The sequence below is a fragment of the Streptomyces sp. NPDC001549 genome, assembly GCF_042894025.1.
In the GTDB taxonomy this organism is placed as follows: Bacteria; Actinomycetota; Actinomycetes; order Streptomycetales; family Streptomycetaceae; genus Streptomyces; species Streptomyces kutzneri.
This window is the reverse complement of the sequence record NZ_JBIAVJ010000040.1, coordinates 17,768-30,892: the sequence shown is the minus strand read 5'-3', so window position 1 is coordinate 30,892 and position 13,125 is coordinate 17,768. Positions and strand designations below refer to the sequence as shown.

Genomic DNA, 13,125 nt, shown 5'->3' with positions numbered 1-13,125 from the left:
GGGGGGGCAGCCGGCAGGGCAGCGGCGCGCCTTAGGCGGACGCCGGACGCCGGACGCCCCGATGCGGCAGGCTCAGGGGGCCAGCTCCCGCAGGTCCAGCGGAATCCTCCAGGCGTTGCGGCGGTGTACGGATTCCAGCCCGGCCTGGAGCGGGGACGGCGGCACCGCCAGGACGGGGCAGGCGGCGTGCGCGACGCAGTAGCGGGCCACCGAGGGGCGGACGAGGCGGCGCCACACCGTACGGGATCCCGTGCCGACCACGAGGAGGTCGTCCGGGTCGCGGGCCGTGTCCACCAGGGCCGCGCCCGGGGTGGCCCGTACCGTGAGGCCCGCGAGGGCGACACCGGGATGCACGGCGCCGAAGGCCGTATCGAGGACCTCGCGCAGCCTTTCGACGGCCGCGGCGCGGCATTCCGCCAGAGCAGCGGGCCCGGGGCAGTTGCGGCTCCCGAGTTCGCCGCCCGGCGGCTGCCAGGCCAGGACGGCCCACAGCTCCGCATCACGTACACGGGCCTCTGCGGCGGCCTTGTGCAATGCGGCCAGACTCCCCGGGGTGCCCGTAGCACCGACCACGACTTTTCGCACGGTCTCGTCCCTCTCCTCGGCGTTCACCGGTTCCCATGGAAGGGCCGTGACAGGTGACGAGGACGGGGTCTTGACGGCTTTCTCACGCGGATGTCCCCACCCCGTACGGAACCCTGATGCCGCCCGGTCCCGGGCCCGTCAGTGATCCGTATGGACTCGGCCCGTCGCCGTCAAGGACCCGTCATGGGGTGGCCGCAGGTGTGTACGGGCGGGGATAGCTTCGTTGTCGCGCCCTGGACTGCCTCCCCGCGTCCGGGGCCTCAACCGTCGCTCGTGGTTCCTCTGGGAGGGCCTCATGTGTTTGTTCCAGTACGCCGACGACCCGGAGCCTGAAGAACGCGTCCCGGCCGGGCCCCTGTACGTGCCGGTCCTGCCGGGAAGGGCGGGAGTGGTGGTACGCCTGTTCCGCACCCCGCTGGGAGCGCGTACCGCTGTGGGTTTCACCAGTGCGGAGCGGCTGGCCGCGACGCTCGGCGCCGGCCAGCGCTGGATCCGGCTCTCCGAGTCCGCGCTCCGGGCGATGGCCGAACCGATCGGAGCATCACTGCTGACCGTCGACCCGACCCTCACCGCACCTGCCGTGACCGGGACGGCTGCGGGGACGGCCACGGGGGCGGTCACCACTCCGGTCCCGCAGGCTCCCGAGACCGCTGCCCCGACCGTCTGAAGGGAACCGCACCATGGCCATCGCCTCCGTCTCCGCCTCCGTCTCCGTCTCCGAGATTCCGGCTCGTGCCGGTGAACTGTCCGTGTGGCCCGCCTCCACGACCCTGCTTCCGCACGGTGACGTGACCGTCGGCGGGGTGTCCCTGACGGAGATCGCCGACCGGTTCGACACCCCGGCCTACGTTCTGGACGAGGGCGAGGTCCGCGAGCGGTGCCGCACCTACCGCGCGGCCCTCCCCGAGGCCGACGTCCTCTACGCCGCCAAGGCCTTCCTCTCCCGGGCGATGGTGCGCTGGGTGGAGGAGGAAGGACTGGGGCTGGACGTCTGCTCCGCCGGGGAGCTGGAGCTCGCCGTCACGGCCGGGTTCCCGCCCGAACGGATCGTGCTGCACGGCAACGCGAAATCGCCCCGGGACATCGGGACGGCGCTGCGGCTCGGGGTCGGCCGTATCGTCATCGACGGGCCGTCCGAGATCGCCCGGATCGAGGCCGCCGTCGGGCCGGAGGGACACCAGAAGGTGATGGTGCGGGTGGTGCCGGGCGTCTCGGCCGGGGGCCACGAGAAGATCCGCACCGGTACGGAGGACCAGAAGTTCGGCCTCTCGCTCACCGACGGATCGGCGCTGGACGCCATCGCCCGCATACTCGGCCGGCCTCAGCTCGAACTGACCGGCCTGCACTGCCACATCGGCTCCCAGATCACCGAGGTGGAGCCCTACCGCGTCGCCCTGCGCAGGATGGTCGGGCTGATGGCCCGCATCCGTGACGCGCACGGCATCGTCCTGCCCGAGCTGGACATGGGCGGCGGCCACGGCATCGCCTACCGGCCGGGCGAGTCCGCCCTCGACCTCACCGCCCTCGCCCGCGGCCTCCGCGCCGAGCTCGGCGAAAGCTGCGCCGCCGCGGGCCTGCCCGTGCCCCGGCTCGTCATCGAACCGGGACGTGCCGTCGCCGGTCCGGCCGGGGTCGCCCTGTATCGCGTGCTCGCCGTCAAGCACACCGGGGAGAAGGTGTTCGTCGCCGTGGACGGCGGGATGAGCGACAACCCGCGGCCCGCCCTGTACGGGGTGCGCTACGCGCCCCGCCTGATCGGTCGGCACTCCACTGCCGGTCCCTGCACGGCCACGGTCGTCGGCCGGCACTGCGAGGCCGGGGACGTTCTCGCGGCCGATGCGGAACTGCCGGGCGACATCCGCCCCGGTGACCTGCTCGCCGTACCGGTGGCGGGCGCGTACCAGCTGTCCATGGCGTCCGGTTACAACATGGTGGGGCGTCCCCCTGTGGTCGCCGTCCACGACGGCACGTCGCGGTTGCTGGTCCGGCGCGAGACGCTGGAGGACTTCCGCAGCCGGGACGTCGGCAGCTAGGGGTGTCGCGTCGATCAGGCCGGATCAGGGAGCGGCGACCGGTACGTGCGATCGCAAGGTGCGCCCCGTCACCTGTACGAACGCTTTCTGGGGCGGTCGGCTTACTGGCGGGCCATGTGCATGCGCATCTCGCTCTCCGCGTCGACGATGAGGTCGCCGGACAGGTCGACGGTGACGCTGTGGAGGGTGCCGGTGAAGTGGAACGGCGCGTGGTAGTCGGGGGTGACGGCCGATCCGGGGTTGGCGCCGCAGGCCATGCCTCCCGGGTTGACGGCGATCGGGGTGGTGACCGGCATGTCGCTCTGTCCGACGAGGCGGCCGTCGATGTAGAGCTGTGCGCGGCCGGGTGCGCCCTTGCCGTGGGTCATGTCGGGGGCGCCGGTGGGCTCGAAACGCAGCGCGTGCCGCCCCTCGGGCAGGCTCTCGCCGGAGACCACGTGGTGCAGGGCGCGCTGGACGAAGTTGTGGGCGTAGTGCAGGTGGTTGTCCTTGACGTAGAGGGACCAGCCGCCGGCGTTGGTGCCCTGGCTGATCAGGACGCCCTGCGCGCCGCCGGGTGGGATCTCGACGTCGGCGGTGACGCTGTGCGGGCGGTTGAGGAGCCGGGGGGCGACCGCGGCGGGCATGGCCTGGGTGCCGGAGCGGAAGGTGTAGCTGGTGCGGTTCTCGGTGATCTGCGGGCGCTCGGTCATGATGCGCTGCAGGACGCTGCCGTCGATCGGCATGACGTCGTACTTGCCGGCTTCCACGTACCACAGGGCGATCATCTCGATGAGTTTGCTGCGGTGCTCCTGGGCGAGGTTCTTGGTCTCGGCGATGTCCTCGTCGACGTGGTAGAGCTCCCAGTGGTGGGCGTCGAGGTCGTCGAGGTCGGCCATCGTGATCGGAGTGCCGAAGGGCCGTTCGGCCTCCTCGAACGAGGGGCCGGGCCAGGGGCAGACGGCGCGCCACCCGTCGTGGTCGATCGCCCGGTGTCCGAGCATCTCGTAGTACTGGGTGCGGTGGCAGCTCGCTGCGCCGGCGTCGTCGAAGGTGTGTGCGAAGCTGACGCCGTGCAGGGGCGACTGGGTGACGCCCCGAATGGTCGCGGGCGCCTCGATGCCGAGCACGTCCAGGACGGTGGGGACCATGTCGATGATGTGCGCGAACTGGCCGCGGATCTCACCGCGGGCCCGCATGCCGTCGGGCCAGTGGACGAGGAACGGGTCGCTGACGCCGCCGCGGTAGGTCCGGCGGGATTCCTGTCGGCGTTCTGACGCGGAGGGGGCTGGTTCAGCCGGCGTGGACGTGGGGGCGACGGGCCCGGTCCGGTTCGGCTTCCCGGATGACCTCGCGGGTGACGGGGGCGACCTCGCCCTGGCCGAAGAGGAAGAACCGGAGGAAGTTGGCCATCGGGTTGCCCTCGGTCCACTCGAAGTAGATGTGCGGGCGCTGGCCGGTCTCGTCCCGGACGTGGAGCAGAAGGGCCGCGAGGGCGTTGGGGATGCTGGAGCTCTCCAGGGTCAGGACGCGGTAGCGGTCGTGCAGCACTTCGCCGCGTACGCGCATGCCGGATTCGAACTCGGACGCGTCCAGGACGGTGACCTCGACGAACATCACGTCGTCCCCGGCGGGGATGTCGTTGTCCGCGCGGATCTGTTCCTTCTTCTGCCGGTACTCCTCGCGGTCCCGGTTGTCGGGCTCGTTCGCGATGAAACGGATCGTGCGGTTGGCGGTGTCGCGGATGAACCGCTGGGCCATGTCGTCGAACTCCACGTGCGTGACGCGCAGCTCGAAGACGCGGGCGAGTCGGGAGAGGAGGGAGAGGGCCATGATGCCGGCGATGAAGCAGGCGCCGATCTTCACGCCGTCGGGGCGTTCGACGATGTTGACGGCGGTCGTGTAGATGAAGACGGCGGAGATGATGCCGAAGCCGATGGTCCAGCCGCGCTCCCCCGCCCGGCGGGCGGCGATGGTCACGGCGACCGCGGCCGAGGTGATCAGGACGAGGACACCGGTGGCGTAGGCGCCGCCCTGGGCGTCGACGTCGGCGTCGAAGATCCAGGTGACCAGGAACGCGACGAGGGTGAACACGATGACCATCGGTCGCAGCGCTCGCGCCCAGTGCGGGGCCATGCCGTACCGGGGCAGGTAGCGCGGCATCAGGTTCAGCAGGCCCGCCATCGCGGAGGAGCCGGCGAACCACAGGATCAGGATCGTGGAGATGTCGTAGACCGTGCCGAAGGCGGAGCCCAGGTACTCGTGCGCCAGGTAGGCGAGCGCGCGCCCGTTGGCCTCGCCGCCCGGCTCGAACTGGGCGGGCGGGATCAGCAGGGTCGTGATGAGGCTGGAGCAGATCAGGAAGATGCTCATGATGACGGCCGCCGTGGTCAGCAGCTTCTTCGCACCACGGATCCGGCCTGCCGGCTTCTCGGGGGTGTCCTCGGGATCGCCCTTCACGTGCGGCATGACCGCCACACCCGTCTCGAAGCCGGACAGGCCCAGCGCGAGCTTCGGGAACACGACGAGCGCGATGGCGATCATCATGAACGGATTGCCGTGCTCGGCGGTCAGCGCGGTCGTCCAGTCGGTGATGACCTGCGGTGCGGTGAACACGTGCCACAGCCCGACCGCCACCACGACCACGTTCAGGCCGAGATATGTGAAGACCAGGACCACCGCCACGCCGATGGCCTCGCTGAACCCTTTGAGGAACACCGCGCCGAGGAGCGCGATCAGGATCAGGGTGATCAGTACCTCGTGGCCGTGCAGGGTGCTGGTGAGGTGCGGGTTCTCCACCATGTGGGCGGTCGCGTCGGCGGCGGAGAGGGTGATGGTGATGAGGAAGTCGGTGGCCGCGAACCCGAGCAGGGTCAGGACGAAGAGCTTCCCCTTCCAGAAGGTGAGCAGCCGCTCCAGCATGGCGATGGAGCCCTCGCCGTGCGGGCTCTCCTCGGCCACCCGCCGGTAGACGGGCAGCGCGCCGAACAGGGTGAGCAGCACGAGCACGATGGTCGCCAGCGGTGACAGCAGCCCGGCCGCGAGGAACGCGATGCCGGGCTGGTAGCCGAGGGTGGAGAAGTAGTCGAGACCCGTCAGGCACATGACCCGCCACCACGGCCGTCCGTGCGGCTGGGCGGCCGCCTCCTTGGCGGCGGGCGAACTGTTCTCGGCGGTCAAGCCTTCCAGCATCCACGCGCGCAGGCGTGACGTGCGGGCAGGGGTGGCCATCGCGGGGGGCTCCTGTCGTACGGCAAAGAATCAGCCATCGACACCGACGGCGGAGCCAGCGTATGCAGACTGATCCTTTATGCACGCGAGCGAGCAAACCCTGACGCGTCCTTAACGCGAACAGGGCCACCTGTGGCGCAGCGGACCCACTTCACGCGAGCCGCCCGGAGCGCAGCCGGCGATCTTCGACGCGGCCCTGATGACGTGCACGCATGCGAGTGAGCCCCGGCACCGGACGCACGTCAGAAGGGGCTTCGTCAGAAGGGGCGCTTCGTACGCGTCTTCACCTTCACCTCACCTCCATGGGCCGAGCCCGCACCCGTCATCCGCCGGGGCGCCGGGCGGCGCCCCCGAGCAGGGTGAGCGCGGCCTCGCGCAGGCGGGCGTCGGTGCCGGCCGTCCGGCGGCCGGTGATGCCGGAGCGGAACAGGGCGGACCCCTCCATCAGCATGACGAACACCTCGGCCCTGTGGTGTGCTTCGGCGGCGCTCAGGTCCGGCACGTGGTCCCGTACGAACGCGGCCACGTGCGTGACGTACTGGTCGTAGAAGGCGCGGACCGCCGCGGCCGCTTCCTCGTCGTGCGCGGCCAGTGCCCACACCTCGGTGAACAGCAGTACCAGGCGCGGGTCGTCGTGGTCGGAGAGGACGGCGTCGAGCAGGGCCTCGCGGTCGGTGCCGGGCGGGGGCGCGACGGTGAGGGCGGTGACCCGTTCCAGGGACGAGGCGAGGATGCGGTCGAGGAGCGCGGACAGGAGGGCGGCGCGGGCCGGGAAGTAGTACTGGAGGTGGCCCAGCCGGACACCGGCTTCCTCGGCGACCGCCCGCAGGGTCAGTTCGGACCCTCCGGAGCTGGTGAGGACGCGCTCGGCCGCGTCGAGGAGGGCCGTACGCCGCTGGCGGCCCTTGGAGGTCGGTCCGGCCGCGGCGCTCATGCGGCGGCCTGCGTTCCGGCCCGGCCGTGGCCCGTACCGACGGCGCCGTCCTCGTCGAAGGAGAGGTCGGCACCGTGTGCGGCGAGCAGCTCGACCGCGCGGGCGGGATCCGGGTGCTGCTCGGGGAAGACCACGCCCCGGGGGGCGGGGGAGCCGTCGGTGCCGAGGACGCGGCGCAGGCCTGCGACGGCTCCGACCGCCGTCAGGTGGTGCTGGCCGAGCGGATCGGTGACGGTCGCGGTGCGTGTGCGCCCGCGATGGGTGACGTCCACGCGCAGCCGGGCCGTTCCGCCGTCTCCGGGCGAGTGGAGCAGGGCCCGGCGCGCGGGGGCCCAGCGTTCCCCGTCGGCCCAGCGGAAGAATCCCGTGCCCCGCAGCGCGAGGAGCGCCCGGGTCGCGGCCGGGGAGCTGAACCCGATGCGGGTCGCCGCCGTGGTGGTGCCGAGGGTCAGCGGGAGGGTGAACTGCTCCGGGGTGTCGATGCGGGCGACGCGTACGGGTGTCCCGCCGATGCGTACCGTACGGGACTCCGTCATCGGGGAGGCGAGCCGGCGTCTCCCGCCGTCCACCACCTCGAACGCCACGCCCAGCCGGTCCATGAACTCGACGGAATCCGCCCCGGCCCGGTCGGCCATGTCCCAGCGGACGGCGATCTCGACCTGCTCGGCGCCGCCCAGTTCCTCGGCCAGCGCGGCCGCCACCAGGCTGCTGACGCCGCCCATCCAGGCGGAGGACAGCAGGACCGGGGCGGCCGGTCGGAGCAGGGCGGCGACGGTGACGGCCCGCTGCAGGCGGCCCGTCCACCGGGTGATGTCGACGTAGGGCACGCCGGCGGCCGCGGCGGCGTGCAGCACCCGGTCCTCGGGGTCGTTGACCGAGCTGATGACAGCCCGGACGCCCGCCCGGAAGGGGGAGGGGTCCGTCAGGTCCCAGGCACGCACCTCGCCACCGACTTCGGCGGCGAGCGCCTCGCCCCGGGCGGGGTTGCGGCCGGTGAGCAGGGTCGGGGTGTCCACGGCCAGGATGCGGGCGATCTCGGCGCCCACGGTGCCGTATCCGCCGGTGATCAGTACAGGGCCGGAGGGGTCCGGGCGCAGCTCGTCGTGCGGTTCGGTGATCATGCCCAGAATTCTAGGTCAGGTGACCTAAAAACGCGACTCCCCCACCAGCACCCGGATCACGGAACCCCTGGCTACGGGGGCGCGGTGGGCCCGGTATCCCGCCGGACCGGCATCGGAAGCCGGGCGAGTGCCTGTCCGTCACCGGACGGGGGAAGGGCGACGATGCTCAGCTCGGCTGCGACCACCTCGTCGTCATGGCGGCCGGGCGGCAGGTCCAGCAGGAGGTGGTAGTCGCAGGACTCGCCGTCCGGAACGTCGATGGGGTACTCACGGGTACCAGGGCCGGCCTGGTACCCGTGGCCGGTGAGATCGTCCACGGACGGGGTGAGCTGCTTGACGAACCGCACCTGCCCGCCCCCCGGCATCGCGACCCGCAGGGCGAGGCTGCGGGCGAATGCCTGGCGGGTCCGGGCGATGAGCGAGGCCAGCTCCCCCGTGAGGGGCGACGCGGGCTCCGAGGCATCCATGACGATGTCCGTCGTGCCGGACAGCGCCGTGGTGATGGATCTGATCGGGGCCACCTCCCAGTCGGTGCCGATACCGCGGGCGTGGCAGGAGAAGCGGCCGGCGCACGAGGCGAGCACGGCCGGCAGCTCTTCGGGGCTCTCCGCCGTGACGGTCAGGTCCATGAGGAGGATCGCGGTGCGCACGGCGTCGCCGTGCGCTGCCAACAGCCGGTCTGCGAGCCGCAGCCACCTGCCGAAGGCGACCGCCCCGATCGGCACGAGCCCGGCCAGTGCGGCGCGCGCCTCGGCCTTGGTCTCCGCGTTCGCCCGGACCAGGCGCATGGTGTCCGGGTAGAGCATCCGGGCATGGTCCGAGCCCGCCACGACGGCGAAGGAAGCGCCCTCGTCCAGGCCTTCGACGGCGGCACCGACCGCAGCCGTCACGGCGCGGAAGTCCGCTTCGGGAAGCCCCTCGGAGAGCCCGAGCAGGAAGACCAGAGCACGGGGTGCCGCGGCCGCCGTATCGTCGGGGGCTGCGCCCGCACCCGTCACCGTGACGATCGCGTTGACCTCGGCCGCCTCCGGGTCAAGACACTTGTCGTAGTACGCCTCCATGGTGAAACCGGGGGCGGGAGGAGCCGGCGCCGGGCGACCGGCGTACGCGTACCTGGGGTCCGGTCCCGAGGCGGAAGCGGACGTCGGGACCTGTCGCGGCACGGAGAGCCGCCCGCCGGCACGCCAGGAGGTCAGGTCCCTGAGCCGGTCCGCGACGACCCCGGCGCAGGCCAGGCGGTCACCGGGATCCTTCGAGAGCAGCACCGAGACGAGCCGGTCGAGCTCGACGGGCACGCCGGGCCGCAGAGCGGCCAGCCGCGGGGGCGGCGTGTGGATGTGATCCATCATCACGACCCGGAAGTCTCCGTGTGTCGTGAACGGCGGCTTCCCGGTGAGGAGGGCGAACAGGACACAGCCGAGGGCGTACAGGTCGGCCCGGCCGTCGACCCGCCGGCCCTGGCACTGTTCGGGCGCCATGTAGTCGGGCGTCCCCATCAGGCTGCCCTCCCGGGTCAGGCCGGAGTCCGCATGGACGAACCCGGCGATCCCGAAGTCGCACACCTTCACCCGGCCGCCGGCGACCAGCATGAGGTTGGCGGGCTTGATGTCCCGGTGGACGATGTCCGCCCGGTGGGCGTACGAGAGCGCGTCGGCCACTTGCGCGGCCAGGTCCACAGCCCGGTGCACAGGCAGCCCGGACGTCCGCTCCTGCAGCACCGCACCCAGATTCCGCCCGTCGAGCAGCTCCATCACCAAGTGGAGCTGTCCGTCCTGCGCACCGCTGTCGAAGACCTGCGCGATACCCGCGTGCTGGAGCCGCGCCGTGACCTGGGCCTCGCGGTGGAACCGGTCCACGACGTGGCCGTCCGCCAGATGCGGGGAAAGGAACTTGATCGCGACCTTGCGATCGAGCCGGGGATCGTGGGCCTGCCACACCTCACCCATCCCGCCGCGTCCGAGCAGCGCCTCCAGCCGGTACCGGCCGCCGATGTGCATCCCCGCCACGTTCAAGGCCCCCCGCATCCCGCCCGATCCCCCGGGCCGGCCCCTGCTGCCCCTACGGAATCCGCCGCCGCATCCTGCCGACCGGCTCCTCCCCCGTGCCGTCCTGCGGGGAAACCTGCAGCACCCGTACGAGGCCAGGCTGCCTCCGCCGGCCCCCTCCGGCTCGTCGTGCGACGTGGGATCCCCGGCGGTGGAACGAGCAGGAACCGACCGGCCCCCGGCTGACCGGGCCGACCGAGGAGTCGGTGCCCGGCACGGATCTGCGGATCGGCGACCTGGTGGTCTGCGAGGCCGGGGACATCATCCCCGGCGACGGTGACGTGGTCGAAGGCGTCGCGTCCGTGGACGAATCCGCCATCACCGGCGAGTCCGCCCCGGTCATCCGCGAGTCGGGCGGCGACCGCAGTGCGGTCACCGGTGGCACCAAGGTGCTCTCCGACCGGATCGTCGTCAAGATCACGACGAAGCCCGGCGAGACCTTCATCGACCGTATGATCGTCCTCACCGCGCTGCTGGTCTGCCTGATCCCCACCACCATCGGCGCGCTCCTCTCCGCCATCGGCATCGCCGGCATGGACCGCCTCGTCCAGCGCAATGTCCTGGCGATGTCCGGCCGGGCCGTCGAAGCTGCCGGTGACGTCTCCACGCTGCTGCTCGACAAGACGGGCACCATCACCCTCGGCAACCGCCAGGCTTCGGAGTTCGTCCCGGTCAAGGGCACGACGGAAGCCGAACTCGCCGACGCCGCGCAGTTGTCCTCGCTGGCCGACGAGACCCCCGAGGGCCGCTCGATCGTGGTTCTCGCGAAGGAGAAGTACGGCCTGCGCGAACGCCACCAGGGCGAGCTCGCCGGAGCCGAGTGGATCGCCTTCACCGCCCAGACCCGGATGTCGGGTGTCGACGTGGACGGGAGGAAGACCCGTAAGGGCGCGGCCGGTTCGGTCATCACCTGGGTCAGGGAGCAGGGCGGTCATGTCTCCGACGACGCCGACCTCCTCGCCAACCACATCTCCGAGGCCGACGGCACCCCGCTCCTGGTGGCGGCCGAGGACGAGAAGGGCGCCCGCGTCCTCGGTGTCATCCACCTCAAGGACGTGGTCAAGGAGGCATGCGCGAGCGGTTCGACGAGCTGCGCCGCATGGGCATCAAGACCGTCATGATCACGGGTGACAACCCGCTGACCGCGAAGGCCATCGCCGAGGAGGCGGGTGTCGACGACTTCTTCGCCGAGGCCACTCCCGAGGACAAGATGGCCCTCATCAAGCGGGAGCAGGCGGGCGGCAAGCTGGTCGCGATGAACGGTGACGGTACGAACGACGCACCGGCGCTGGCTCAGGCCGACGTGGGCGTGGCGATGAACACGGGTACCTCGGCCGCCAAGGAGGCCGGGAACATGGTGGACCTGGACTCCAACCCCACCAAGCTCATCGAGATCGTCGGGATAGGCAAGCAGCTGCTGATAGACGCACACCGAGGGCCGCACCCTCGGCTTCATGGGCGAACCGCGCGTCAACGTCCTCGAACTCAACACCGCGCTCAAGGCACTGACCACGAGCTGAGATTGAGCACAGCAAAGGTCTGGAGCCGGCGGGACGCCCATCTCCCCCCAGCTACTGCCGGGTGGGGGAAGCCCAGCGTCCCGCTTCAACCGGGGCCCGGGTGTCCCCGACGAGGCCAAGGACCGGATATTCGAACCCTGCCAGCGGCACGGAGACGCGCCCGCCGGCACCGGGGTCGGCCTTGGGCCGGCGGTCGCCAGGGGTTTCCTGGAGGCGATGGACGGCACCCTGACCGCCGAGGACACCCCCGGCGGCGGCCTGACGATGGTCCTCACGCTGCCCATCGCCGGAAACGCCCGTCCGGTGGCCGGCGAACTCCCGGCCGATGCCACCACGTGGCCGGTGGCGGGTCCCCGACCACCGCCGTCGGCGAGTTCGCCCTCCTGCCGGAGGCGGCACCCTGATCGGGAAGCCCGGCCCTCCGACCTCTGGCGTGCGCCCCGCGGAAGGGCACGGCCTGTGGAGCGCTCCCTCGTAGGAGCGCTCCACAGGCCTTCAGCTTCTCGCCGTCAGCTTCCGGCAGCCGCGCCGAACTCGGTGGTCAGGATGTCGGCGAGGACGGCCAGGCCGCTCCAGTCGCCGTTGACCTGGCTGGTGAGCAGGTGTTTGCCGTCACGGAAGCCCATGGCACAGGTCCACGAGCCGTACGTCGCGCCCGCGTTGCCCCAGACCGTGGCGCCGGTCGGCAGTGACCAGGAGAACACGCCCAGGCCGTACCGGGTGCCCGGGATCCACGGGACGGGTCCCGTGGTGTCGACGGTGGTGAACATCTCCCGCTGCTGTTCGGCGGGCAGCAGGTGCCCTTGGAGCAGCGCGCCGAAGAAGCGCTGCAGATCGCCCGTGGTCGAGATGATGCCGCCGGCCGCCCACGCGAAGGACTGGTTCATGTCGGTCGCGTCGTGGATACCGGGCTGCGCACCGGAGGCGAAGAGGGTGGAGTAGTGCCGGGTGTGCGGCCCTTGGATCGTCGGTTCCGTGCCGGGCAGGCAGGTCCCGGTCAGCCCCAGGGGGCGGACGATCCGCTGGGCGAGCGCTTCAGCGAGCGTCCCGCCCGTGACCTTCTCGACGATCAGGGCGGCCAGGAAGTAGTTGGTGTTGGAGTAGAGGAAGGCGTCCCCGGGAGCGAAGGGCGCCGGGGTGGCCAGGCCGATCCTGATCAACTGCTCGGGAACATAGGTGTCGTAGCGGTGCTGGAACCACGCCGCGCCGATGCCCTTCTTGAAGAACTCCGCGTCGTTGCCGTAATTGAAGATGCCGCTGGTGTGGTTGAGCAGCTGCCGGACGGTGATCGCACGGCCGTCGTAGCCGTTGCCCGCCACCATCCCGGGCAGCCACTGCTCGATCGTGTCGTCGAGGCTGAGCCGGCCTTCGGCCGCCAGCTGCAGGACGAGCGTGGCGGTGAACGCCTTCGTCGTGCTCCCGATCCGGAACCGCTCGGACGGCCGGCGTTTCTCCCCGGTCCCGGTGTCGGAGACTCCCGCCGAACCGAACCACGCGCCACGGCCGTCGCGCACCTCGACGACGATGCCGGGAGCGCCGCCCGGGGCGGCGGCGCGGTCCAGTACGTGCTGCATCGCGGAGCGGTCGGGGGTGGCCGTGATGGCCGCTGCGGAGACCGCCGGCGTACCCTCTGCGGTCGCCTCGGTGGAAAAGTGACGGGTCATGTCGGTGTTCCTT

Annotated in this window: 9 protein-coding genes and 3 pseudogenes; 5 read left to right on the top strand and 7 right to left on the bottom strand. The window is 71.5% G+C overall.

The window, feature by feature from the left end; all coding sequences use genetic code 11:
• Positions 1-72: 72 nt before the first annotated feature.
• Positions 73-585: a universal stress protein gene (locus ACFY04_RS39985; RefSeq protein WP_389125309.1), complete on the bottom strand. Its 513-nt coding sequence runs from the start codon at positions 583-585 to the stop codon at positions 73-75.
• A 295-nt stretch (positions 586-880) separates the two neighbouring features.
• On the opposite strand from ACFY04_RS39985, the gene ACFY04_RS39980 reads away from it, so the two are divergent.
• Positions 881-1,252, top strand: a complete 372-nt coding sequence (locus ACFY04_RS39980) for an SAV_915 family protein (RefSeq protein WP_389125307.1) — start codon at positions 881-883, stop codon at positions 1,250-1,252.
• A gap of 13 nt (positions 1,253-1,265) precedes the next feature.
• Positions 1,266-2,618, top strand: a complete 1,353-nt coding sequence (gene lysA, locus ACFY04_RS39975; RefSeq protein ID WP_389125305.1) for a diaminopimelate decarboxylase — start codon at positions 1,266-1,268, stop codon at positions 2,616-2,618.
• A 101-nt stretch (positions 2,619-2,719) separates the two neighbouring features.
• Here the strand turns inward: lysA and ACFY04_RS39970 are convergent, their stop codons facing one another.
• The 5 genes from ACFY04_RS39970 to ACFY04_RS39950 form a co-directional block, all read right to left on the bottom strand.
• Positions 2,720-3,796, bottom strand: coding sequence for a hypothetical protein (locus tag ACFY04_RS39970; protein WP_389125303.1), 1,077 nt, complete (start codon positions 3,794-3,796; stop codon positions 2,720-2,722).
• Between the two features lie 94 nt (positions 3,797-3,890).
• A complete protein-coding gene (locus ACFY04_RS39965) occupies positions 3,891-5,828 on the bottom strand; it encodes an amino acid transporter (RefSeq protein ID WP_389125301.1) in 1,938 nt (645 codons plus the stop codon).
• A gap of 322 nt (positions 5,829-6,150) precedes the next feature.
• Positions 6,151-6,762, bottom strand: a complete 612-nt coding sequence (locus ACFY04_RS39960) for a TetR family transcriptional regulator (protein WP_389125298.1) — start codon at positions 6,760-6,762, stop codon at positions 6,151-6,153.
• Positions 6,759-7,883: a saccharopine dehydrogenase gene (locus tag ACFY04_RS39955; RefSeq protein ID WP_389125295.1), complete on the bottom strand. Its 1,125-nt coding sequence runs from the start codon at positions 7,881-7,883 to the stop codon at positions 6,759-6,761. The genes ACFY04_RS39960 and ACFY04_RS39955 overlap by 4 nt, the downstream gene beginning before the upstream one ends.
• Positions 7,884-7,954: 71 nt before the next feature.
• Complete coding sequence (locus ACFY04_RS39950; RefSeq protein ID WP_389125294.1) at positions 7,955-9,907, bottom strand: serine/threonine-protein kinase; 1,953 nt, start codon at positions 9,905-9,907, stop codon at positions 7,955-7,957.
• Positions 9,908-10,116: 209 nt separating this feature from the next.
• Here ACFY04_RS39950 and ACFY04_RS39945 point away from each other — a divergent pair.
• The 3 pseudogenes from ACFY04_RS39945 to ACFY04_RS39935 all read left to right on the top strand — a co-directional run.
• Positions 10,117-11,351, top strand: a pseudogene (locus ACFY04_RS39945) (HAD-IC family P-type ATPase); the annotation flags it as partial.
• Between the two features lie 4 nt (positions 11,352-11,355).
• A pseudogene (locus ACFY04_RS39940) lies at positions 11,356-11,448 on the top strand (potassium-transporting ATPase subunit C); the annotation flags it as partial.
• Between the two features lie 87 nt (positions 11,449-11,535).
• Positions 11,536-11,784: pseudogene (locus ACFY04_RS39935) on the top strand (sensor histidine kinase); the annotation flags it as partial.
• A 173-nt stretch (positions 11,785-11,957) separates the two neighbouring features.
• Here ACFY04_RS39935 and ACFY04_RS39930 read toward each other — a convergent pair.
• Entirely contained in the window at positions 11,958-13,112 is a 1,155-nt protein-coding gene (locus ACFY04_RS39930; RefSeq protein WP_389125292.1) for a serine hydrolase domain-containing protein, read from the bottom strand.
• Positions 13,113-13,125: the final 13 nt, after the last annotated feature.

Excerpts from the sequence above, each read along its gene's own strand:
- lysA (WP_389125305.1), top strand. The coding sequence starts at position 1,266 with ATGGCCATCGCCTCCGTCTCCGCCTCCGTCTCCGTCTCCGAGATTCCG.
- ACFY04_RS39960 (WP_389125298.1), bottom strand. The coding sequence starts at position 6,762 with ATGAGCGCCGCGGCCGGACCGACCTCCAAGGGCCGCCAGCGGCGTACG.
- ACFY04_RS39955 (WP_389125295.1), bottom strand. The coding sequence starts at position 7,883 with ATGATCACCGAACCGCACGACGAGCTGCGCCCGGACCCCTCCGGCCCT.
- ACFY04_RS39930 (WP_389125292.1), bottom strand. The coding sequence starts at position 13,112 with ATGACCCGTCACTTTTCCACCGAGGCGACCGCAGAGGGTACGCCGGCG.
- ACFY04_RS39980 (WP_389125307.1), top strand. The coding sequence starts at position 881 with ATGTGTTTGTTCCAGTACGCCGACGACCCGGAGCCTGAAGAACGCGTC.
- ACFY04_RS39950 (WP_389125294.1), bottom strand. The coding sequence starts at position 9,907 with ATGCGGGGGGCCTTGAACGTGGCGGGGATGCACATCGGCGGCCGGTAC.
- ACFY04_RS39965 (WP_389125301.1), bottom strand. The coding sequence starts at position 5,828 with ATGGCCACCCCTGCCCGCACGTCACGCCTGCGCGCGTGGATGCTGGAA.
- ACFY04_RS39970 (WP_389125303.1), bottom strand. The coding sequence starts at position 3,796 with ATGCGGGCCCGCGGTGAGATCCGCGGCCAGTTCGCGCACATCATCGAC.